Raw genomic sequence first — 22,837 nt, forward strand, 5'->3', positions numbered from 1 at the left:
CCTTTTATCGTCACAGGTAGCAAAAAATGCGTTTATGGACTGAGCGGAAAGCGAAACATTCTGACGTGGTTTGGCGGATAATTGCGCAATGGCGCTTGTTGCATTTAATCCTGACTCCAGGCGCAAACCTGACCTGGCTGCGTTGGAGTCATTGATATCATTAATCGATGAATGTCAGCCGATCCCAGGGATCGGCTGCATGGTCAATCGCCGACAGGGCTCAATCGCCAAATAGTGCCTCAATCTGCGTCTGGTTGGCGGCATAGGGCGCGCGCATGCGTAGATTGAATTCACCGTCAGGACTCTGCACGACCACCGCTTTGGCATGGCTGAAGCGGCGGAAGCCATGGATACCGTGGTAGGCGCCGATGCCCGAGGCCCCCACCCCGCCGAAAGGTATGCTCTCGACCAAGGCGTGGGTCATTACGTCATTGATCACCAGCGCGCCGGAGGTGGTGCGTTCGGCAAACTGCCGTTGGCGCTCCGGAGCCTGACCGAAGTAGTAAGCGGCCAGCGGACGCGGATGAGCGTTGATGTAATCCAGTGTCTCATCAATGCGACGGTAGGTTTTGAGCGGCAGGATCGGCCCGAAGATTTCCTCCTGCATCACCAGCATTTCGTCGGTGGCGTCGAGCACCAGCGTCGGCGCCATCTTGCGGGTCGCCGCGTCGGCGTGGGTTTCGCCCTCGGGTTCCAGCCCGATGACCGTGGCGCCTTTGGCGCGCGCATCGTCCAGCAGGCGTTGTAGACGCTGGAAGTGGCGGTCGTTGATGATCGCGGTGTAGTCCGGGTTCTGCTGTAACGTCGGGAAGCTACGGGTGATGAAGCTGCGCGCATGTTCCACGAAGGCGTCACGGGCGCTGTCAGGCAGCATCACGTAATCGGGGGAAATACAGATCTGACCGGCGTTGAAGGTTTTGATCGTCAGAACTCGCTCGGCGGCCATTTGTACATCGGCATCGGTATCGATCACCACCGGCGACTTGCCTCCCAGCTCCAGCGTTACCGGCACCAGATTTTCCGCCGCCGCGCGCATCACATGACGGCCGACGGTGGTGCTGCCGGTGAACACCAGATGATCGAAAGGCTGCGCGCTGAAGGCCGCGCCCATATCGGCGTCGCCGAGCACGGTCGTTAGTTCCAGCGGATCGAAATAGCGACCGATCAGGTCGGCCAGCAGCGCGGCGGTACGCGGAGTCAGCTCTGACGGTTTGATCAGGGCGCGGTTGCCCGCGGCCAGTACGCCCGCCAAGGGGCTGAATGCCAGATTGAGCGGGAAGTTCCACGGGCTGATGATGCCGACCACGCCCAGCGGCTGGTATTGCACCCGTGCCTGCATGCCGGGGGCTGGCGCTGCTTGTTCGTCGGCTTGCATCCATTGTTCCACGTTTTCTGCGGCGTACTGTAACGTGCCGATAGGAGACAGCACGTCAGCCAGCAAGCTCTGGTAGGGACTGCGATGTCCGTAGTCGGCGCCGATAGCCGCCACCAGTTCCTGGCGATGGCGGGTGAGCAGTTGGGCGGCGCGCGCCAGTCGATCACGGCGCAATTCGGCGCTGGCCGGGCCATCCTGCACATGGGCTTGCTTCATTGCGGCTACGGTCGCGGCCAGCGTTGACGCGGCATCGGAAACATTCATCATTGACTCCAGAACGTGTTGAAAGGGGGATGAATCATCAAGCTAGCTGCTTGATAAGGGCTGCGGCCACCGCCTCGGAACTGGCGGGGTTCTGCCCGGTGATCAAATGACCGTCGGTGACGATGTGGGGTTGCCAGTCGGCGCCTTTCTCATACAGACCGCCCTGACGCTTGAATTCGTCTTCAATCAGGAACGGCACCACATGACTCAATTGCACCGCGTCTTCTTCACTATTGGAGAAGCCGGTCACCTTGCGTCCTTTTACCAATGGCTGACCATCGGCGGCACGCACGTGGCGCAGCGCGCCCGGTGCATGGCAGACCAGTCCGAATGGCTTGCCGGCGCGATCGAAGGCTTCAATCAGCGCGATCGAGTCGGCATTCTCGGCCAGATCCCACAGTGGGCCGTGGCCGCCGGGATAGAACACCGCATCAAAATCAGACTCGCGCACATCGGCCAGCTTGCCGGTGTCGGCCAGCGCCTGCTGGGCTTGCGGATCTTTACGGAAACGTTCGGTCGCGGCGGTCTGCGCTTCCGGTTCGTCGCTTTTGGGATCCAGCGGCGGTTGACCGCCCAGCGGCGAAACCAGCGTCAGCTGCGCGCCCGCATCCTTGAACGCATAGTAAGGGGCGGCGAATTCCTCCAGCCAGAAACCGGTTTTCTTGCCTGTATCGCCGAGGCGGTCGTGTGAGGTAAGGACGATTAAGATCTTCATATCAAGAATTCCTTGGTTTGCATTTCAGGGAGCCGCGCGCTATTGATGCAATCAGGCGCCGGCCGCGCCACCCATCGGAACGAGCAGCAATTCAGTGGTCGATAAAGCGTGCCGCAATGGCGCCTTGTCTTTATTTAGCTTAGACAGCAGCGCCGCACCCAACCAGAACTGGTATAAAGTTTGGGCGGTGTCCGCCGGCGCCTGAACCGATCGTAGCGAACCGTCACGCTGGCCGTCGGCCACCGCTTCGGCGATGCGGGCCACCAGTCGCGTTACGCCATTGCACAGGATCAGGCGCATCTCTTCGGACAGGTCGGCGATTTCGGCGGCAAGCTTGACCACCAGACAGTGTTCCGCCCAGCCGCCCAGCAGCGGATCGTCGATCCATGCCGCCCAGTAGCGCATCAGGCGCTGGTATCCGCTGCCGGTGTCAGGCGCCAGCAATACGTCGAGACGCTGTTCGTAATCGCTGACGTATTGCTCCAGCAATACGCAACCGAACTGCTCCTTGGAAGGGAAGTAGTAATAGAACGAGCCTTTGGGCACGTTGCAGACGTCGAGTATTTCTTTAAGGCCCACGCCGCTGAATCCCTTGTGCAGCACCAGCTTGCGGCCGGTGTCGAGGATATGTTGGCGGGTGAGTTCCGCTTTATGTGTTTTGCTCATGTAGTCACTATACATATTAATAGACCGGTCGTCTATATAGCGATGATCGGTTTGTTCCCTACCTCGTTAAGGGAGGTTCAGACAAAGATCATCGTGGTAAATAAAAGGAGCTGAATCGCGTTTCAGGTCTCATCGGTTAGGGATTGACGCTAAAAGAGCAGTCTATCTTTAATAGGAGAGGATGTAGGATGAAGAGTGCGATTGTGATTTTAATGTGGAGTTGTTTGTGGAGTTTCCCTGCGCTGGCTTTGCAGAATGTTGGGTTGCGGCATGTGTTTTAACGAAAGATTTAGCCGATCGGAAACTCGATGTAGCGGTGCTTTACCCGACCTTATCATCACAGCGCGCCACGCTTATCGGGGATAATCCCGCTTTTTTCGGTTTGTCGGCGATCGAAAATGCTGAACCGGAGTCTGGGATACATCCGCTGGTGGTTATTTCTCATGGATATGGCGGCAGTTGGCGCAATCAACTCTGGCTGGCGCACGCGCTGGTGCAAAAAGGCTATATCGTTGCGGCGCCAAACCACCCTGGCACCACCACCGCAGAGATGGACGACGGCATAGCTGCCAGCTTATGGCTGCGCCCTGATGATCTCAGCCGGGTGATAACCGCGGTGCAACAGCGGAGGGATGTCGGAAACGTGGCGCCCGAACACATTGCGGTTGTTGGCCATTCCCTGGGGGGATGGACTTCTGACGGTTTTTCCTGTTCTTTCGTTACCGGGTCGGCATTGCTCGTCCGGCGGGTATCTTTCGTTACGATAAGATACATGAGGATCATAAGCGTGACTATGTGGGCTAACGCAACAATGTACGGCGCCAGTTCTCCCTCGTAAATATCGAGATCCAGCGCAATGGCGGCGTCAGCGATACCCGAAGCGATAAAGTAAAGCCTCGCCCAAAAGAGCCATGTCTTGCTTGACGCCGAACGTTCGGCTGGAGGGCACGATGTATGACGTGAACGGTGACTGCAAAGTTCGCCTCTGGAGATGCGACTCCAGAGGCTATTTCTATATTAGATTAGCGACGATAATTCTTCTGCGCCGAATTCACTTTGTACAGATAACGGCGCGATTCGCCTGACGGATGTTTGCTGGTCAGCGTATCGTAGACTTCGCTTGGCGACATGTTGTTGATCACGTCCACCGCGCGTCCTCTATCGCTGGAGAACACCCGCAGCACGCTGCCCGCGCCGCCGTTGTAGGCGGTGATGACGGCATAGCGCCGCGAGGTCGGGTTATTGATGCCGGCCAGATAGCTGTTCTTCAGAATCGACAGATAAGCGGTGCCGGCATCGATGTTGTTTTCCGGGTCGAACAGATAGCTGCGGCTCGGCTGTCCCCATTTTCCTTTCATTTTGAAGACGTCGCGGCCTGCGCTGTGCTGCACTACCTGCATCAATCCCAGTGCATCGGAGCGACTTACCGCATAAGGGTTGAAGCTGGACTCCGTCTGCATAATGGCGAGGATCAGCGACTCCTCAATACCGTAGCGTTCGGCGGCTTTACGCACCAGCGGCAGGTATTTGTGCGCCCGCTGGTCCAGATGGTTCGGCACCAACTGGATCGTGACGGACCAGATGACATGCAGCCCGGAGTTGCGTTTTTGCAGCCGGTTTTGCAGCAGATAATCAGCAAAGCTGGCGGCACGCCCTTCCCAACGGATGGCCTGGCCGGTATTGTCCAGCACCTGACCGTAGAGCATGGGTTCCCGGCTGATTTGAATGTCGTTGGCGTCGGAATACAGATCGGTGTTGGTGGCGTCATCCCCCATCAGCAGGGTGGTAATGATCGCCTGACGCAGGCTGGCGGTGGAGTTCGTCGCCGAAATCGTCTCAATAGTGATAGTACCGGCATCAAAGTTGATGTGGCTGCGGGTCTGATATTGATCGGTATATTTTACGTAGTCTTTCGGCCCGGCAATCAGCACTTCGTTCATGCCCCAGATATTCTCGATATTGTGGGCGAATTGCCCCATCAGAATATCAAAGGCGTTGGTGTCCTTGATGAATTCTTCATTGTCGGTACTGCCTTTATTTCCTGAACAGGAAACCAATAACGGTGCAATAACCAGCAGAGCTAAAATTTTCTTCATATATCAAGCCGTGTCGGAGTTAAGGACGCAACAGGGCCGTCAGGCCCTGAGATATCAATGACTCGGGGGGGTAAACCCCTCGATATGGACGTCCTTACCTTCAAACAGGAATTTGATCATCTCCTGTTCCAGCAGCTTGCGATCTTCGACGTTCATCATGCTGAGTTTTTTCTCGTTAATCAGCATGGTTTGCTTGGTCTGCCATTGTGCCCAGGCTTCTTTGGATATCTCGTTATAGATACGTTTGCCTAAATCGCCCGGATAGATTTGAAAGTCCTGTCCTTCGGCATCTCGTTGTAAAAATGTACAAAAAATCGTTCTGCTCATGCTTTTTCCTCATCAATGGCACAGGAATTCAATCGTGTCGGCTGCGGTTGGGCTAACTCGCGCAGCAGGCGTTCAACCGGGGCCGCCAGTCCGACGGAAGGCGGCTGCGCTAAGTTATACCAGAGACCCGCGCCTTCATACATGCAGGTCCTTTTTGGGGCGTCGTCCCGCGGCGATACATCCAGCCAGAGCGGCACGATATCCAAATGGAAATGGCTGAACGTGTGGCGGAAAGCGACGAGCTGTTGCAGTCCGTCAGCGTTCAGACCACGTTGTTGCAGCCAGAGTTCCAATTCGCCGCGTTCGCCGAACTGCGGAAAGCAAAACAGCCCGCCCCACAGGCCAACGGCGGGGCGCTGCTGTAACCATACTTTCGAGCCCTGTTGCAGCAGCAAAAACCAGCCGGTTTTTTCCGGCAGCGTCTGTTTGGGTTTCTTGCCGGGGTACTGCGCCCAACTGTGGTCGGCATAGGCCACGCAGCCGGTATTCAGCGGGCACAGCTCGCATTTGGGGCGGCTGCGGGTACACACCATCGCCCCCAGATCCATCATGGCCTGATTAAACTGACTGACGCCTTCCGCCGGCGTGACATCTTCGCTGATGGCCCATAATTTTTTTTCCACCTCTTTCTTGCCCGGCCAGCCGTCAACCGCGTAGCAGCGGGCGAGTACGCGTTTTACGTTGCCGTCCAGAATCGGATAGCGCTGCCCCAGCGACAGGGACAATATCGCACCGGCGGTGGAGCGCCCCACGCCCGGCAGGTCGGCGACTTCATCGAATGTCGAGGGAAAGACGCCGCCGTGGCGGGCAACAATCGTTTGCGCCGCTTTATGCAGATTGCGGGCGCGGGCGTAATAGCCCAGGCCGGTCCACAGGTGCAGCACTTCATCCAGCGGCGCCGCGGCCAGCGCGGCCACGTCCGGGAAACGGGCCATAAAACGTTGAAAATAGGGGATTACCGTAGCGACCTGCGTTTGTTGCAACATCACTTCGGACAGCCATACTTTATAGGGTGTTTTCTCAAGCTGCCATGGCAGGGTTTTGCGGCCATAACGCTGATACCAGTTCAGCACCTGGTGCGCGAACTGTTGCGCTTGCATCATAAAAGGGATCACTATCCGGCAGGTAGAAAGTCTGACAGCGATTCCAGCACAGAGTTAATGTGCTGTAAACCGGAACTTTCCGAGGCGGCGCTCTTGCTAAACCACGGTATCCTTGCATAATGCGCGTTTCCTTATATGAAATCGGACAGACAGTAAGCACTCTTTATGATTAATAACGTCATCTCACCGGAATTTGATGAAAACGGACGCCCGCTGCGTCGTATACGCAGTTTTGTTCGCCGTCAGGGACGTTTGACCAACGGGCAACAACAGGCGCTGGATAACTTTTGGCCGGTGATGGGTGTCGACTATCAGACTGAAGCGCTGGAATTTACTTCACTCTTCGGGCGCGATGCGCCGGTGGTGCTGGAGATCGGTTTCGGGATGGGCGCATCGCTGGTGACCATGGCGGCGCAGCATCCGCAGCAGAACTTCCTGGGAATTGAAGTGCACCTGCCCGGCGTCGGCGCCTGTCTCTCTTCCGCGCAGGAGAGCGCGGTCGGCAACCTGCGCGTGATGTGTCATGACGCGGTGGAAGTGCTGGAAAATATGATCCCTGACGGTTCCCTGTCGATGGTGCAGCTTTTCTTCCCCGATCCGTGGCATAAGGCGCGCCATAATAAGCGTCGTATTGTGCAGACGCCGTTTGTTGAACTGGTGCTGCGCAAACTGAAAATCGGCGGCGTGTTCCATATGGCGACGGACTGGGAACCTTACGCGCAGCATATGCTCGAAGTGATGAACGCCGTCGCAGGATATCGCAACCTTTCCGATAATAATGACTATGTTGTGCGGCCGGAATCACGTCCGCTGACGAAATTTGAAGTTCGCGGCCAGCGTTTAGGGCATGGTGTTTGGGATCTTATGTTTGAGAGGATGAAATAATGGCACAAGCTCGTAGCCGTCGTTTACGTAAAAAACTACATATTGATGAGTTTCAGGAACTGGGCTTTTCCGTCAGTTGGCGTTTTCCTGAAGGAACCGGCGTTGAAGATATCGACCGGATGATGGACAAGTTTGTTGATGATGTGATTGAACCTAACGGTCTGGCGTTTGAAGGCAGCGGTTATCTGCAATGGCAAGGGCTGGTCTGTCTACAGAAGATCGGTCACTGTACGGACGAACACCGCCAGTTGGTCAGCCGCTGGCTGGAAGAGCAGAAACTGACCGAGGTTAAGGTCAGCGATCTGTTTGATATCTGGTGGGATTTACCCGACGATCTGCTTTAAGTTCCGGGCCGGCCGGGTAACGCCGAGGTTATTCAGTTTTTTCCGCCTGCCGCCGGGCGGATTTCCTCACTTCCGCTGCCTCCGTTGTTTCCCTCAGGAGAAAATATGTTACGTAAAATGACTCTGGGTTTATTGATGTTGCTGTCCTGGCAGGTTCAGGCCGCGTACCAGTGCAACGTTAATCCACAGGACGATATCATCATCAGCCCGCAACATGTGCAGGTGGTGGGCGCCAGCGGGAATTTGCAGATTTCTCCGGATGGAGACATCGTGCGTAACGGGACGCCGCTGACCCTTAATGCCGATCAGCGCCGGCAGTCGAAAGCTTATCAGGCGGATTTACGCCAGCAGCTTCCCTGGATCGATCAGGGAGCGCAGCAGCATCTGGAAAAGGCGCGTGCGGCGTTGGATAAAGTCATCGTGCAGGAGCTGGGCAGCGGCAGTAACGTACGCAACCGGCTGACCACGTTGAATGGTCAGCTCAAACAGCAGATGAACCGTATCATTGAGCATCGCAGCGACGGTTTGACCTTTCACCATCAGGCGGTGAAACAGGTAGAGCAGGATGGCCGGCAGATCGTCGAACAAAGCATGGGCGGCGTATTGCAAGACAGCCTGAATGAAATGGGCGTGAAGCAAATGTCGAACGGCGGCAATCCGCTACAGGCGATGATGGGCAATCTCGGCGGTTTACAGAAAGCCATTCAGACCGAGTGGAATAATCAGGAAATGGCGTTTCAAAATTTCGGCAATGACGTGTGCGGCCGGGTAACCGCGCTGGAAGATCAACGCAAGGCATTACTGCGTTCGCTGAATTGATCTCAGCGGGAAAGATAAACGGTAACGGTCTTTTTCGCTTAAATTAACCATGACTATCCGACAGCGCAGCGTGATATATCACGCTCAAACTGTGACACCGCCTCAGCGGTGTCATTAAAACGCTCTCTGCTCAGGGGGCGGGATAGGTAAAGCGACGGTGGATAGCGTCCAGTTCATCCAGTATTTCACCGTCCAGCGTCAGGTTCTGGCTGTCCAGATTGATCTGCAACTGATCGACCGAGGTTGCGCCCAGCAGCGTCGTGGCGACAAACGGTTGCTGGCGGACGAAGGCCAGCGCCATTTGCGCGGGATCCAGAGCGTGCTTTTGCGCCAGCGCCACATATTCGGCAATCGCCAGTTGGGTATGCTCGGCGGTATAGCGCACAAAGCGGCTGTAAAGCGTGTTACGCGCGCCGGCCGGTCTGGCGCCATTCAGGTATTTCCCGGTCAGCGTACCAAACGCCAGCGCGGAGTAGGCCAACAGCTCGATGCCTTCATGCTGGCTGATTTCCGCCAGGCCGACTTCGAAACTGCGGTTCAGCAGATTGTAGGGATTCTGAATGGAAACGATGCGCGGCAGATCGTGTTTTTCCGCCAGATGCAGATAACGCATCACGCCCCACGGAGTTTCGTTGGAAACGCCGATATAGCGAATTTTACCCGCCCGAACCTGCTCATTCAGCGCTTCCAGCGTTTCCAATAATGTAACCGCGGGCTTTTCATCCGTATATTGATAGCCCAGTTTACCGAAGCAGTTGGTTTGTCGCTGCGGCCAGTGCAGTTGATATAAGTCGATATAGTCGGTGTTCAGGCGGGTCAGGCTGGCGTCCAGCGCATCACGGATATTTTTACGATCCAGCGCCTGCTGAGGACGGATACCGCTATCGTTACCGCGCACCGGCCCGGCGACCTTGCTGGCCAGAATGATTTTTTCGCGTCCGCCGCGGGATTTCAGCCAGGAGCCAATATAGCTTTCGGTTAATCCCTGAGTTTCCGGGCGTGGGGGCACCGGATACATTTCTGCTGTATCAATCAGGTTGACCCCTGCGGCAATGGCGAGATCCAATTGGGCATGAGCTTCAGCTTCACTGTTTTGTTCGCCAAAGGTCATCGTGCCGAGGCCCAGCACACTCACTTCTAAAGAACTGTGGGGAATACGGTGATATAGCATTGCCAGCTTCCTTTATGTCTGAAAATAGCCGGGCGCGTATTTACGCGCCAGCATTTGACTATAACGAAGCCGGGTCATGTGGGGAAGCGTCTTTATATATTCGACATGGGCGGCCGGGGCCGCGGGATAAAAGAATCAATTCGAAAATCAACGCTCAATGATCTGCGAAATATCATCACGGTTAATCTGTTTCTTATTGCCTTGTTCATCAACGTAACTGAGCATTCCGGTGTCTTTATCCAATTCCGGCTTGCTTTGCGTCAGCAGCATCTGCCCCTGTTTGGTCGCCATGACATAGTGGCTGGAACAACCGCTGAGGGTGAACAGCAACGCCAACGCTATCGCTATTTTGATCCGAACTTTCATCATACTTACCCGTCATTACAGCAAAAAAATTGAAGATTCTCGAATGAGTCTAGCAAATAGTCGGTAAGGATTAAGTAAGAATAATGGAAAAAATGAATAATCAGTCGGGGCAACGCGATGTAATCCGGGCGGCGGCGATGCCGCCCGGACAGGCTCAATGCGTTTGCGTTGTTTTGGCTTTTTTGCCGCGCAGCAGATTCAGCGCTTCCACCGACATGGAGAAGAACATGGCGAAGTAGATATAGCCTTTCGGCACATGAATCTCGACGCTTTCCAGAATCAACGTGAAGCCGACCAATATCAGGAACGACAGCGCCAGCATTTTGACCGATGGGTGTCGCTCAACGAATTCGCCGATGGCCCGGGCGGAAAACATCATCACGCCGACCGCGATAATCACCGCCGCCATCATAATAAACAGATGGTCGGACAGGCCGACGGCGGTAATCACCGAATCCAGGCTAAAGATGATATCCAGCAGCATGATTTGCACGATCGCCCCAAAAAATGAATGCACCTGTGAGACGTGATCTTCCGATCCCCCCTCCACCGTTTCGTGAATTTCCTTGCTCGACTTCCAGATCAGGAACAACCCGCCGAAAAACAGGATCAGATCGCGAGTGGAAATGTCATTGCCGAATACGGTAAACAGCGGGTTGGTCAGGCGGATAACCCAGGCAATCGAGGCCAGCAACCCCAGACGCATCAGCATGGCGCCCATAAGGCCGATCCGACGGGCTTTATTCTGTTGGGCTTTGGGGAGTTTGGCGACCACCAACGACAGGAAAATGATGTTGTCGATACCAAGAACGATTTCCAGAATAGTCAGCGTTCCCAGTGCCAACCAGGCATTCGGATCAACAATCCAATCAAACATTATATCAATGCACCTTAAACGAAATGTAAACGGTATTATACGCTGTCAGACAAGTGAACAGGCAAGAGAAAGCGTGGTTGATTACAGCAGAAAATGGCGCGCCAATAGGGGAGCCGTGAATGTTTTCTTCAGGTAGAATCCACGGGGCAGGGTCAGGATGGGTTGCCCGAATTCACCAATCGCTTCCGTCAGGGCACGGCTATTTGCCGCTTTGGGGCGTAATTGTAGCACTTCACCGTGGCGTGCGGTGATACTTTCCACCTGGCCGAGCACGATCAGATCCATCAACTCTTCCCAGTCGCGGCGCAACCGATCTTCCTCTTCCCGGCTGGGGCTCCAGATCAGCGGCGCGCCGATGCGCCGCTCGCCCAAAGGGATCGGCCGGGAGCCTTCCACCGGGATCCACAATACCCGCGCCAGCTTGTGCCGAACGTGGCTGCTTTCCCATGTTACGCCGCTATTGCCGGTTAACGGCGCCACGCATACAAACGTGGTTTCCAGCGGCCTGCCTTGCTCATCAATGGGAATGGTCTTCAGTTCAATACCGATATCGGGGAAATCCTGCTCGGGTTTACTGCCCGCGCTGGCGCCCAGAAAACGCTCCAGCAGCGTGCCAATCCAGCCTTTGTCCCGCTTCAGATTCGCCGGCAGCGGCAGTTGCGCGATGTCCGCCAGTTCAGCCAGATTATAACCGGCAAGCGACTGCGCCCGTAGCAACAATTCCTGTTCGCTAAGCGGCGGGGTAGTAAGAACGGAGGGTGAATTCATAAAGTATATCGTCCGATTTTTTCCGCTCAAAAAAAACACAGCGGTAGAAAAACATTAACGCACAGTCAGAGGATCTGTTGAGGAAATCAATAATAGCATGATTCTTAGCGATTTTTTTTGCTGCGATAACCATCCTCGTCTCTTATTTTCATAAACTGTGCACCTGTAGACACCGACAATGAACAGGATCTTACACTAGCTTATCCACAGATTTCTTGGATAACCGGTATAAATACGGATTACTGGTTTGATTTACAGCCTTGACGCGCGCCGGTTTTGCTGTTTTTGCCGGTTTTTTATCTGATTTGCGATGATGTCCTGTGGATAAAATCGGTATAGAGCGATCTTTCGCCAGTATTGTGATGATAATAATTTAATCAGGATCTTTGACGGTGGTTTTACCGCGGATTAATGATTTAATGTGATGAAAATAAAGGATTATTTTTTATCTGGTTGAGATGCTCATTACCCATTGCGGAAATAGGTTGTGCTCACTTTTTCATGGGTTCTACACAAAGATGTCCACAGAAATAGTGAATAAACCGCGAGTGTGGGACTTAACATGTTTATAACTTCGAGGAGATCTGTGGGTTATCCATATCTTATTATAAAGATAACTGAGCCAAGCAGTAGTTTACCGTCTGCCGGGAGTGTGAAACAATCAGGTCATCTTTGCATTATAAGTCTATCGAGGTAGTCGGTGATCGATGATGATGGCTACCGCCCGAATGTTGGTATTGTAATTTGTAATCGGCAGGGACAGGTCTTGTGGGCCCGTCGTTACGGTCAGCACTCCTGGCAGTTTCCACAGGGGGGAATTAACCCCGGTGAAAGCGCGGAGCAGGCGATGTACCGTGAACTGTTCGAAGAAGTGGGATTAAAGAAAAAAGATGTCCGGATTCTGGCATCTACCCGCAACTGGTTACGTTATAAATTACCAAAACGTTTGGTGCGTTGGGATACAAAACCGGTATGTATCGGCCAAAAGCAAAAATGGTTTCTGCTACAGTTGATGTGTAATGAGTCGGATATCAATATGCAAAGCAGTGGCACGCCTGAGTTTGATGGCTGGCGTTGGGTCAGTTACTGGTATCCGGTACGTCAGGTCGTTTCTTTCAAACGTGATGTTTATCGTCGGGTGATGAAGGAATTTATCAGCCCGGTGATACAACTTCAGGAGAATACTGCTGCCCGGACTGCGCCGCCGTCCGGCTCCCGGCGAAAGAGAGGGTAATTCAGGCACATCATGCTCACGCGCTTGCGAGAAATTGTCGAAAAAGTAGCGGCGGCGGCCCGCCTTGATGATGCGCTGGACATTCTGGTCAATGAAACCTGCCAGGCAATGGACACGGAAGTCTGTTCGATTTATCTGGCCGATCGCGATCACCAATGTTACTACCTGATGGCGACGCGCGGGTTGAAGAAACCACGCGGGCGCACCGTCACGCTGGCATTCGGTCAGGGGGTGGTCGGCCTGGTGGGGCAACGCGCCGAGCCGATTAATCTGGCGGATGCCCGCACCCATCCCAGTTTCAAATATATTCCTGCCGTAAAAGAACAGCACTTCCGCTCTTTCCTGGGCGTGCCGGTTATCCATCGCCGTCAACTGCTGGGGGTTTTGGTGGTGCAGCAGCGCGAACACCGACAGTTTGATAAAAACGAAGAGTCGTTTATGGTGACGCTGGCCACGCAGATGGCGGCCATTCTTTCCCAGGCGCAGATTAAAACGCTGTTCAGTCAATACCGTCAGACGCGAATCAAGGCGCTGGCGGCCTCGCCCGGCGTGGCCATCGCCCCCGGCTGGCAGGATTGCAGCCAACCTTCTCTGGATCAGGTTTTTCCGGCTTCCAGTCTGGATAGCGAACGCGAGCGCGCCCGGTTAACGCAGGCGTTAGAGGACGCTACGGCGGAGTTTCGGCGCTTCAGTAAACGTTTTAGCGCCAGCGCGCAAAAAGAGAGCGCGGCCATTTTCGACTTGTATTCTCACCTGCTGAATGACGCCCGTCTAAAGCGCGAACTGTTTCAGGAAGTGGATGCCGGTCACGCGGCGCAATGGGCGGTCAAGCTGGTGATTGAGCGTTTTGCGGCGCAGTTCGCCAATTTGCAGGACACCTATCTGCGCGAGCGCGCCGGCGATTTGCGTGCTTTGGGACAGCGGCTGCTGTTCCATCTTGACGATAATGCGCAAAGTATCGGGCAATGGCCCGATCGGTTCATTCTGGTGGCCGATGAACTCACGGCCACCCTGCTGGCGGAGCTGCCCCCGGAGCGGCTGGCGGGAGTCGTGGTATACGATGGCGCGGCAAATTCCCATGCCGCCATTCTGGTTCGGGCCATGGGGATCCCCACCCTGGTCGGCGCGGATATTCAGCCTGAGCTGCTGCATCAGCGGTTGTTGATTATTGATGGTTATCGCGGCGAACTGTTGGTGGATCCTGAACCGGTATTGGTGCAGGAATATCAACGTCTGTTGATTGAGGAAAATGAGCTAACCCGTTTGACGGAAGGCGATATGGAGCGCCCGGCCGTCCTGAAAAGCGGTGAGCGTATTCAGGTGATGCTGAATGCCGGCTTGAGCGCAGAACATGAAAAACTTTTTATTAATCAGGTTGATGGCGTAGGTCTGTATCGAACTGAGATCCCTTTTATGCTTCAGAGCGGTTTTCCGTCTGAAGATGAACAAATGGCCCAATATCAACGCATGTTACGGCTCTATCCCTCGCGTCAGGTGATATTGCGTACGTTGGATATCGGCGCCGACAAGCCGTTGCCCTATCTGCCCATCAGTGAAGAGAATCCGTGCCTTGGCTGGCGCGGTATTCGTATTACCCTCGATCAGCCGGAAATATTTTTAATTCAGGTGCGCGCCATGCTGCGGGCGAATGCGCATATCGGCAATCTGAATATTCTGTTGCCGATGGTAAGCAGTGTGGATGAAATTGATGAAGCGCGTCGTTTGATCGACCAGGCCGCCGCTGAAGTTGAGGAACTGCTGGGCTTCCCTCAGCCCAAACCCCGTATCGGCATTATGATCGAAGTGCCGTCGATGATCTTTCTGCTGTCGCATCTGGCTTCACGCGTCGATTTTGTTTCCGTTGGAACCAACGATCTTACCCAGTATTTACTGGCGGTGGATCGTAACAACGTCCATGTCGCCTCTCTGTATGACAGCCTGCATCCGGCGATGCTACAGGCGTTGCATGTGATTGCAAGCGCGTGCCGGCGTCACAATATCGAAGCGTCGGTTTGCGGCGAGATGGCGGGGGAACCGCTGGGCGCATTAATGCTGATGGGGCTGGGATATCGCACGCTGAGTATGAATGGCCGCAGCGTGGCGAGGATTAAATATCTGCTGCGGCAGATCGATTTATCCGAGGCGCAGGCGCTGGTTGAAACCTTGCTGAAGGCGCAGAGCGCCAGCGAAGTAAGGCAATGGGCATCGATCTTTATTGAAGAGCGCGGGCTGGGGGGGCTGATCCGCGGCGGACGCTGATTGCCGATCTCGCTATTCCCTTGCCGCATAAAATATTTTACAGAACTTTTCCCTGCCGGATAAGCAACCTACCCGGCGCGCTATGCTATGATTCGCCACCGCGGTTTGCAGGAAAAAGATGAGAAATGCGGTGATGACAACCTTAATCGCGTCTGGATCGAAATGCCCGGGCTTAGGCCGCTACCGCTGTATCGGCGACGGTTCCTGATATCAGATGGTGTCATAAGTCAGGGCTGATTCCTGCCTCGGCATATTAATAGCCCCGTAGCCGGGAACAATAAAACAAAATATGTGGTGAACTATGACGACAAGCTATCTGGCGTTTCCTCAGTTTGATCCGGTGATTTTTTCCATCGGCCCGGTGGCCTTGCACTGGTATGGACTGATGTATTTGGTTGGGTTTGTGTTTGCCATGTGGCTGGCGGTGCGTCGCGCCAACAAACCGGGCAGCGGCTGGACCAAAGACGAAGTCGAAAACCTGCTGTATATCGGCTTCCTCGGGGTATTTATCGGCGGCCGCCTGGGCTATGTGCTGTTCTATGCGTTGCCGTCGTTTCTGGATAACCCGCTCTATCTGTTTAAAGTCTGGGATGGCGGAATGTCATTCCACGGCGGTCTGGTCGGCGTGATCTGCGTGATGTTGTGGTTTGCCCGTCGAACCAAACGCCATTTCTTTCAGGTGGCTGACTTTATTGCGCCGCTTATCCCGTTTGGTCTGGGGGCCGGGCGTCTGGGTAACTTTATCAACGGCGAACTGTGGGGACGCGTTACCACCGATACGCCGTGGGCGATGTTGTTTCCGGGTTCACGCAGCGAAGATCTGGCGCTGGCGGTCGGTAATCCTCAGTGGCAGGCGATTTTTAATCAGTACGGCATGCTGCCGCGGCATCCTTCTCAGTTATATCAGATGCTGCTTGAGGGCATCGTTCTGTTTATCATACTGAATCTGTTTATCCGTAAACCGCGTCCGATGGGCAGCGTTTCTGGGTTATTCCTGATCGGCTATGGCGTATTCCGTATCATTTCAGAGTTTTTCCGCCAGCCCGATGCGCAACTGGGGTTATTCAGCAATATCTTCAGCATGGGGCAAATTCTGTCGATACCGATGGTGATAGCCGGGGTTGTGTTGATGGTTTGGGCCTATCGTCGGCCGGCACAGCAATAATCAGCCGTAATTCTTTAATATTCGTGGTGAGGTAGTATGAAACAGTATCTGGATCTGATGAAAAAAGTGCTTGAGGAAGGGACGCCGAAAGCCGATCGCACGGGCACCGGTACGCTGTCGATTTTCGGCCATCAGATGCGTTTCAATTTACAGGACGGTTTTCCTCTGGTCACGACCAAGCGCTGCCACCTGCGCTCAATCATTCATGAGCTGCTGTGGTTCCTGAATGGCGACACCAATGTGGCGTATCTGCATGATAACAAGGTCAGTATCTGGGACGAATGGGCGGATGAAAACGGCGATCTCGGCCCGGTCTACGGCAAACAATGGCGCGCCTGGGGCGCGGCCGACGGTCGTCAGATCGACCAGTTGAAAAAAGTGCTTACCCAGTTGAAACAGGATCCCGATTCTCGCCGCATTATTGTTTCCGCCTGGAACGTGGGGGAGTTGGACAAGATGGTGCTGGCGCCGTGCCACGCGTTTTTCCAATTCTACGTTGCCGATGGCAAATTATCCTGCCAGCTTTATCAGCGCTCGTGCGACGTGTTCCTCGGTTTGCCTTTCAACATCGCCAGCTATGCCTTACTGGTGCATATGGTGGCGCAGCAGTGCGACCTGGAAGTCGGAGACTTTGTCTGGACGGGCGGCGATACCCATCTCTACAACAACCATATGGAACAAACGCATCTGCAACTGAGCCGCGAACCGCGGGCCTTGCCGAAGCTGGTGATCAAACGCCGTCCCGATACGCTGTTTGATTACCGTTTTGAAGATTTTGAAATCGAAGGCTACGATCCGCATCCGCCGATTAAAGCGCCGGTGGCTATTTGAGGTCGACGGGTTTGCAGGGCCGCTTCCACGGCCCTTATCGCTTTACTTTTTTCGCGTTTTTCCTTTCTCCTCGCCGCTTTATTTCCCCCGTTGCATCGTTGCAATAAAACATTGCGCGTCTTCTCGTATAACGCCGTTAATCCCCTGTATTGATTCACTAAAATTTCTACACTGTCGGCATGAAAACAGTTAACCGACAACCGCGGGGGTTTACCTTGCTTGAATTATTGATGGTTCTGACCATTGTGGCGCTACTGGCTGGCGGCGGCTTGCATAGCTGGGGCGGTTATCAACAGGCATTGCGTCTGGAGCAGAACGCGCAGCAACTATTGGATTATTTAAACCGGATTCAGGCCAATGCGTATTGGCATAATGAAACCCGGACGGTACGGCTTGTACGGCAGGATGAATACTGGTGCATAAACGGCGCGGCGGGCGGCAGCGATAAGATGAGCGGTTGCGGCGCGGGCGGCGATGAAAACCATATTTGTTGTGAAAGCGATGGACAGCAGTTTATGCGCGCCAATAATGATATCTCCGTATTGCGATCCACCAGCGATACCTTTGCGTTTTACGGTTTGCGCAATGCCGCCCAGGCCGGACACATTACGCTGACGAATCCGGCCGGGCGGTTGCGGTTGGTGATATCCGTACGCGGCCGTATGCGTTTGTGCAGCGAAGCGCAGCCGGTTCTGGCTATCCCGTTATGCTAAGGGAACAGGGATTCACGCTGGCGGAGGTTCTGCTGGCGCTCAGCCTGAGCAGCCTGATTATGCTGTCTGCGGCACAGCTGTATCCGATATTGCGTGCGCAAAGCCAGAACAGCGCCCAGCATTTCCGGCTGGAGCAGTTGTTCAGTCAGGTTGTCTCCGGCATTGAAAAAGATCTGCGGCGAGCCGGTTTTTGTGCCGGCGAATGCCGGGGGCGCGCGCTCAGCATCGGGCAGTATCCCGGGGAAGCGCCGCAAAGCTGTTTGAATGTATCCTATGATTTAAACCGTAACGGTGTTTGGGACGGGGGAGAGCAGCAGGATGCCGAATCATTTGGCTATCGTCTGCGCGCCGGCGCATTGGAGATTCAAAGCGGGGTTCATCATTGTCAGGGCGACCGCTGGGAAAAACTGTTTGATCCACGGGAAGTGGCGCTCACGCAGTTCCGTCTGCAACGTCTGGCCGAGCGCCCGGGCGTGGTTCTGTATGAGCTGCAACTGGCCGGCTACTGGACGAAACGGCCGGTTGTTCGGCGGAAAATCACCCGTCTGATCGTCGGGCGCAATCAATGAAAAAGGCTTCGCAGTCCGGCGGCGGAACGCTGGCGATGGTGATGCTGATATCCATCGTCGGACTACTGCTCATGTCCGGTTTGCAGCGCCAACTGGATGCGGCAGTACGGATGGGGAATGATGAGCGCCATTATCTGCGCGCCTTTAATCAGGCGCTGTCCTCTTTGAATTGGGCGATGAGTCTGCGTTGGCGCGCAACGGAAGCAGGCTGGCAATGTCAGATACTGGCGACGGAGGATTTGAAGGCCTGCCTGAAAAAGGCCTCTGATGAGGGGCGGTGGCTGTTGCGCGGCGAGGGGAGAATCCCTGCGCAGTCGCGTCCGCTGGTGTTATATCAGAGAGTCGTATTGTTAACCTCGGCGTCGGCGAATGCTACGCTGCGGCCTGTGTCGCATGGCTGGCTGGATTTTTGTCCGGATAAGGATGCGGCTCACTGTGCTGATTCGGAATAGGGCGCGCCGGGGGCGGCCGCTTCAGCAGAATGGCTTTAGCCTGCCGGAAACGCTGGTGGCTGCGTTACTGTTGGCGGTGTCGCTGATTGGGCTGCTGCAATATCATCAGGTATTGCAACAGTCGTTCAATCATCAATGGCAGCAGCGTCAGGCATGGCGGCTGGCCGACCAGCAATTGGCGGCGTATGAAGCAATGAAGTACGATGCATTAGCGACGGGAGGCGGATGGCGATTCACGCTGTCGGAACAGGCGCAGAGTGCGGAATGTCGCAAGGTGACGGCGACGGCAATCACGCCGCGGCATTATCAGGCGCAGCTTACGCGTTGGTTTTGCCGGACGGCGAGCGACTTCGCCGCGCGACATCATCCGTAACGGGCAACAAAGTATAATCAGCGGGACAGGAGCAGGATGTTTACGGTTTATCATTCAAATCAGTTGGATATCTTAAAACGGCTGATGGTTGAGCTGATTAAACGTCAGCCTCTGCAAGATCCCTTTCAGCGGGAAGTTATTCTGGTGCAAAGCCCCGGGATGGCGCAGTGGTTACAGATTGAGCTGGCTGAGCATTTCGGTATTGCGGCCAATATCCATTTTCCGCTGCCCGGCGTTTTTCTGTGGGACATGTGCCGTCATATTCTGCCGGATATCCCGAAAGAAAGCGCGTTCAGTAAAGATTCGATGACCTGGAAATTGATGCACCTGTTGCCTGAACAATTGGAGCAGCCCGCTTTTGCTTCCTTGCGTCATTATCTACATGAGGATGGCGACCAGCGTAAACTGCATCAGCTTGCCGGGCGTATTGCCGACCTTTTCGATCAGTATCTGATTTACCGTCCAGAGTGGATAGACCTGTGGCAACAGGGAAAACAGGTTGACGGTCTGGGGAGCAACCAACAGTGGCAGGCGGCGTCATGGTGTGCGCTGTTGAACTATACCCGTGAACTGGGCCAGCCTGAGTGGCACCATGCCAATCTGTACCAGCGTTTTATCAAAAAACTGGAGCAGGCGAAAACCTGTCCGACCGGGCTGCCGCCGCGGATATTTATCTGCGGTATTTCCGCTTTGCCGCCGGTGTATTTGCAGGCATTGCGGGCGCTGGCCCGGCATAGTGATGTTCACCTGCTGTTCACCAATCCCTGTCGCGATTACTGGAGCGACATTCAGGATTACAAGTTTCTGGCCAGGCTGAAAACCCGCAGCCGACGACTGCATTGCTGGGATAACGCTCAGTCGGCAGATTACCGTCCATTGTTCCGCGATGCGCAACAGGTTGATTCGCTGTTTGATACCGAAGGCGAACAGTGGGTGAATAACCCGCTGCTCGCTTCCTGGGGGAAGTTGGGCCGCGATCATCTTTATCTGCTGGCTGAGCTTGATGATGTGCAGGAAGTGGATGCTTTTGTCGATCTGGATACCGATAATCTGCTGCGAACCATACAGCGTGATATCCTGGAGTTGGAAGATCACAGCGTGGTGGCGCTGAGTAAAGCCTCTCTGGAAACCAGTACTCGAAAACGTCAGTTGGATCCTGGCGATCGAACCATTGATTTGCATGCCTGCCATAGCCCGCAGCGGGAAGTTGAAGTGCTGCACGATCAACTCCTTGCCATGATGGCCGATCACCCGGAGCTGACTCCCCGCGACATTATCGTCATGATGGCGGATATCGATAGCTATACGCCGTTTATTCAGGCCGTGTTTGGCAATGCCGCGGAAGATCGCTATCTGCCTTTCGCCATTTCCGATCAGCGGGTACGGCATGCTCACCCTGCGTTACCGGCGGTGATTAGCCTGCTTGATTTGCCCAACAGCCGCTTTACCGCTGAACAGGTGCTGGCCTTGCTGGAAGTGCCTGCACTGGCGGCACGTTTTGGCATTCAGGAAGAAGGGCTGCGGCGTTTGCGCCTGTGGGTGGTGGAATCCGGTATTCGCTGGGGGCTGGATGATGACAACGTGCGCGACCTGATGCTGCCGGCAACAGGACAGCATACCTGGCGTTTCGGGTTGACAAGAATGTTGCTGGGCTATGCGATGGACAGCACTACGGGCGACTGGCAAGGCGTGTTGCCCTATGACGAATCCAGCGGCCTGATAGCCGAACTGGCCGGTCAGTTAGCTGAACTCTTAATGAAGCTTAACCAATGGCGCCACCGTTTGCAGCAGCCCCGAACCCTGACCGAATGGCTGCCTTTATGTCGGCAACTGATTGATACTTTTTTTGACGCGGACAGTGATACTGAAGCCGCCTTGACGCTGATTGAAAAACAGTGGCAGCACATTATCAGTATGGGAACGGCGGCCCGCTATCCACAGCTGGTGCCGGTTTCGCTGTTGCGAGACGAACTTTCCCGCAGGCTCGATCAGGAGCGGCTCAGCCAGCGCTTTCTGGCCGGCGCCATCAACTTTTGTACGCTGATGCCGATGCGTTCCATCCCATTTAAAGTGGTATGCCTGCTGGGAATGAACGACGGCGTATACCCACGGACGTTGCCGCCGCTTGGTTTTGATCTGATGGGGAGGAAATTTAAGCGTGGCGATCGCAGCCGGCGTGATGACGACCGCTATCTGTTTCTGGAAGCGTTGCTCTCAGCGCAGCACAAACTGTATATCAGCTATATAGGCCGCTCGATACAGGACAATACCCGTCGCTATCCGTCCGTATTGGTCAGTGAACTGATGGAATACATTGCGCAAAGTTATTATCTGCCGCAAGACAAGGATTGCGATATTGATACCAGCGCGGAACGCGTCGCACGCCATTTGTGTCATGAGCACAGCCGTATGCCGTTCGATGCGCAAAATTTTCTTCCTCCTGCGCCGCTGAGTTTTGCTGCGGAATGGCTGGCGGCGGCAAACAGACAGGGGCAATCGCAACCTGATTTCGATCGGGAACTGCCCCTGGAACATTATACCGACATCAGTCTGGATGACCTGAAGCGTTTTTATCGTCATCCGATCAGGGCTTTCTTCCAACTGCGGCTGGGGGTGAATTTCATGCTGCAAAATGATGATCTGCTTGATGAAGAGCCCTTTACCGTGGATAACCTAAGCCGCTATCAGTTGAATACCGAATTGCTTAATACCCTGATAGCACAGGGCGATCCTGAGCGATTATATCGTCGTATCCGCGCGGCGGGCGGGCTGCCGTATGGCGCTTTTGGCGAACTATACTGGCAGGCTCAGCAACAGGAAATGTCAGGCCTGGCTGAACGCATATGCGCAGAGCTGACGCCGGGCAAGGCAGACAGTCTGGAGGTGGATATCAGGCTTGACGGCGTGCGTGTCAGCGGTTGGCTGGCTCAGGTGCAGCACGATGGGCTGATACGCTGGCGGCCGGGTAAATTGTCAATGACGGACGGCATTACCTTATGGCTGGAACATCTGGTCTGGTGCCTGGCTGGCGGTCAGGGAGAAAGCCGGATGTTCGGGCGTGAGAAAACCCTCTGGCGTTTTGCCTCCATACCGGTCGGGCAGGCAAGGGAATATCTGCAACTGATGCTGGAGGGGTATCAGCAAGGGATGAATAAGCCGTTATTGCTGCTGAATAAGTCGGGCAGCGCATGGTTAACCCAATGCTATGACCGTGACGGCGACAGGATCCTCTGGGATGAAGAAACGCAAGGTAAGGCGCGAGCCAAGCTTCTACAGGCCTGGCAGGGCAATATGGGTATGATGGGTGAGAGCGAGGATTATTACCTACAGCGGATTGTTCGTGAGTTGGATGAAAGGCGTATGGATGAGGTTATTGAAGCGGCGCAAACCTGGTTGCTGCCGCCAATCCGTTCTAATCTGGTTTGATTTATATAAAAAGTTGGTTGACGTGAAGGCTATGGAGAA

At 54.7% G+C, this 22,837-nt stretch carries 23 protein-coding genes; 13 read left to right on the top strand and 10 right to left on the bottom strand.

What is annotated here, in order from left to right:
• Window positions 1–220: 220 nt before the first annotated feature.
• The 3 genes from HOY33_RS07375 to HOY33_RS07385 are packed head-to-tail and all read right to left on the bottom strand — an operon-like array spanning window position 221 to window position 3,020.
• On the bottom strand, window positions 221–1,639 hold the full coding sequence (locus tag HOY33_RS07375) for a coniferyl aldehyde dehydrogenase (RefSeq protein WP_172289573.1): 1,419 nt from the start codon (window positions 1,637–1,639) through the stop codon (window positions 221–223).
• Window positions 1,640–1,676: 37 nt separating this feature from the next.
• The gene (locus tag HOY33_RS07380) at window positions 1,677–2,354 is read right to left on the bottom strand and encodes a type 1 glutamine amidotransferase domain-containing protein (RefSeq protein WP_172289574.1); all 678 of its coding nucleotides are present in this window, start codon (window positions 2,352–2,354) and stop codon (window positions 1,677–1,679) included.
• Window positions 2,355–2,405: 51 nt separating this feature from the next.
• Window positions 2,406–3,020, bottom strand: a complete 615-nt coding sequence (locus HOY33_RS07385; RefSeq protein ID WP_172289575.1) for a TetR/AcrR family transcriptional regulator — start codon at window positions 3,018–3,020, stop codon at window positions 2,406–2,408.
• Window positions 3,021–3,246: 226 nt separating this feature from the next.
• On the opposite strand from HOY33_RS07385, the gene HOY33_RS07390 reads away from it, so the two are divergent.
• The gene (locus tag HOY33_RS07390) at window positions 3,247–3,858 is read left to right on the top strand and encodes an alpha/beta fold hydrolase (RefSeq protein WP_172289576.1); all 612 of its coding nucleotides are present in this window, start codon (window positions 3,247–3,249) and stop codon (window positions 3,856–3,858) included.
• A 184-nt stretch (window positions 3,859–4,042) separates the two neighbouring features.
• On the opposite strand, the gene mltC is transcribed toward HOY33_RS07390, so the two are convergent.
• The 3 genes from mltC to mutY are packed head-to-tail and all read right to left on the bottom strand — an operon-like array spanning window position 4,043 to window position 6,546.
• Complete coding sequence (mltC, locus tag HOY33_RS07395; RefSeq protein ID WP_172289577.1) at window positions 4,043–5,116, bottom strand: membrane-bound lytic murein transglycosylase MltC; 1,074 nt, start codon at window positions 5,114–5,116, stop codon at window positions 4,043–4,045.
• A 54-nt stretch (window positions 5,117–5,170) separates the two neighbouring features.
• Window positions 5,171–5,443 (bottom strand): oxidative damage protection protein, encoded by a 273-nt coding sequence (locus HOY33_RS07400; protein ID WP_172289578.1) that lies wholly within the window; start codon window positions 5,441–5,443, stop codon window positions 5,171–5,173.
• Window positions 5,440–6,546 carry an A/G-specific adenine glycosylase gene (gene mutY / locus HOY33_RS07405; RefSeq protein WP_172289579.1) on the bottom strand — a complete coding sequence of 369 codons (1,107 nt, stop codon included), beginning with the start codon at window positions 6,544–6,546 and terminating at the stop codon, window positions 5,440–5,442. The genes HOY33_RS07400 and mutY overlap by 4 nt, the downstream gene beginning before the upstream one ends.
• Window positions 6,547–6,711: 165 nt before the next feature.
• On the opposite strand from mutY, the gene trmB reads away from it, so the two are divergent.
• The 3 genes from trmB (at window position 6,712) to HOY33_RS07420 (ending at window position 8,594) form a co-directional block, all read left to right on the top strand.
• Window positions 6,712–7,431: a tRNA (guanosine(46)-N7)-methyltransferase TrmB gene (gene trmB, locus HOY33_RS07410; RefSeq protein WP_172289580.1), complete on the top strand. Its 720-nt coding sequence runs from the start codon at window positions 6,712–6,714 to the stop codon at window positions 7,429–7,431.
• A complete protein-coding gene (locus tag HOY33_RS07415) occupies window positions 7,431–7,775 on the top strand; it encodes a YggL family protein (RefSeq protein WP_172289581.1) in 345 nt (114 codons plus the stop codon). The genes trmB and HOY33_RS07415 overlap by 1 nt, the downstream gene beginning before the upstream one ends.
• A 105-nt stretch (window positions 7,776–7,880) precedes the next feature.
• Entirely contained in the window at window positions 7,881–8,594 is a 714-nt protein-coding gene (locus HOY33_RS07420) for a DUF2884 domain-containing protein (protein ID WP_172289582.1), read from the top strand.
• A 130-nt stretch (window positions 8,595–8,724) separates the two neighbouring features.
• Here the strand turns inward: HOY33_RS07420 and HOY33_RS07425 are convergent, their stop codons facing one another.
• The 4 genes from HOY33_RS07425 to mutH all read right to left on the bottom strand — a co-directional run bounded on the left by HOY33_RS07425 (window position 8,725) and on the right by mutH (window position 11,776).
• Window positions 8,725–9,765, bottom strand: coding sequence for an NADP(H)-dependent aldo-keto reductase (locus HOY33_RS07425; RefSeq protein ID WP_172289583.1), 1,041 nt, complete (start codon window positions 9,763–9,765; stop codon window positions 8,725–8,727).
• Between the two features lie 147 nt (window positions 9,766–9,912).
• A complete protein-coding gene (locus HOY33_RS07430) occupies window positions 9,913–10,131 on the bottom strand; it encodes a YgdI/YgdR family lipoprotein (RefSeq protein WP_172290015.1) in 219 nt (72 codons plus the stop codon).
• 154 nt (window positions 10,132–10,285) lie between these two features.
• Window positions 10,286–11,008: a TerC family protein gene (locus tag HOY33_RS07435; protein ID WP_172289584.1), complete on the bottom strand. Its 723-nt coding sequence runs from the start codon at window positions 11,006–11,008 to the stop codon at window positions 10,286–10,288.
• Window positions 11,009–11,089: 81 nt separating this feature from the next.
• Complete coding sequence (gene mutH, locus HOY33_RS07440; RefSeq protein ID WP_172289585.1) at window positions 11,090–11,776, bottom strand: DNA mismatch repair endonuclease MutH; 687 nt, start codon at window positions 11,774–11,776, stop codon at window positions 11,090–11,092.
• A gap of 700 nt (window positions 11,777–12,476) precedes the next feature.
• On the opposite strand from mutH, the gene rppH reads away from it, so the two are divergent.
• The 9 genes from rppH (at window position 12,477) to recC (ending at window position 22,798) form a co-directional block, all read left to right on the top strand.
• A complete protein-coding gene (gene rppH, locus HOY33_RS07445; protein WP_172289586.1) occupies window positions 12,477–13,010 on the top strand; it encodes an RNA pyrophosphohydrolase in 534 nt (177 codons plus the stop codon).
• Between the two features lie 12 nt (window positions 13,011–13,022).
• A complete protein-coding gene (ptsP, locus tag HOY33_RS07450; protein WP_172289587.1) occupies window positions 13,023–15,269 on the top strand; it encodes a phosphoenolpyruvate--protein phosphotransferase in 2,247 nt (748 codons plus the stop codon).
• A gap of 301 nt (window positions 15,270–15,570) precedes the next feature.
• Complete coding sequence (gene lgt / locus HOY33_RS07455) at window positions 15,571–16,434, top strand: prolipoprotein diacylglyceryl transferase (protein WP_172289588.1); 864 nt, start codon at window positions 15,571–15,573, stop codon at window positions 16,432–16,434.
• A gap of 36 nt (window positions 16,435–16,470) precedes the next feature.
• Window positions 16,471–17,265 carry a thymidylate synthase gene (thyA, locus tag HOY33_RS07460; protein ID WP_172289589.1) on the top strand — a complete coding sequence of 265 codons (795 nt, stop codon included), beginning with the start codon at window positions 16,471–16,473 and terminating at the stop codon, window positions 17,263–17,265.
• A 179-nt stretch (window positions 17,266–17,444) separates the two neighbouring features.
• Window positions 17,445–17,978 (top strand): prepilin peptidase-dependent protein, encoded by a 534-nt coding sequence (locus tag HOY33_RS07465; protein WP_172289590.1) that lies wholly within the window; start codon window positions 17,445–17,447, stop codon window positions 17,976–17,978.
• Window positions 17,972–18,547 carry a prepilin peptidase-dependent protein gene (locus tag HOY33_RS07470; protein WP_172289591.1) on the top strand — a complete coding sequence of 192 codons (576 nt, stop codon included), beginning with the start codon at window positions 17,972–17,974 and terminating at the stop codon, window positions 18,545–18,547. Before HOY33_RS07465 ends, HOY33_RS07470 begins: the two co-directional genes overlap by 7 nt.
• Entirely contained in the window at window positions 18,544–18,999 is a 456-nt protein-coding gene (locus HOY33_RS07475; RefSeq protein ID WP_172289592.1) for a YgdB family protein, read from the top strand. Before HOY33_RS07470 ends, HOY33_RS07475 begins: the two co-directional genes overlap by 4 nt.
• Complete coding sequence (locus HOY33_RS07480; RefSeq protein ID WP_233356383.1) at window positions 18,986–19,372, top strand: prepilin-type N-terminal cleavage/methylation domain-containing protein; 387 nt, start codon at window positions 18,986–18,988, stop codon at window positions 19,370–19,372. Before HOY33_RS07475 ends, HOY33_RS07480 begins: the two co-directional genes overlap by 14 nt.
• Window positions 19,373–19,408: 36 nt before the next feature.
• Window positions 19,409–22,798, top strand: a complete 3,390-nt coding sequence (gene recC, locus HOY33_RS07485) for an exodeoxyribonuclease V subunit gamma (protein ID WP_172289594.1) — start codon at window positions 19,409–19,411, stop codon at window positions 22,796–22,798.
• The last annotated feature ends 39 nt before the right edge of the window (window positions 22,799–22,837 follow it).

It is taken from the genome of Brenneria sp. hezel4-2-4 (assembly GCF_013155275.1).
GTDB lineage: Bacteria > Pseudomonadota > Gammaproteobacteria > Enterobacterales > Enterobacteriaceae > Brenneria.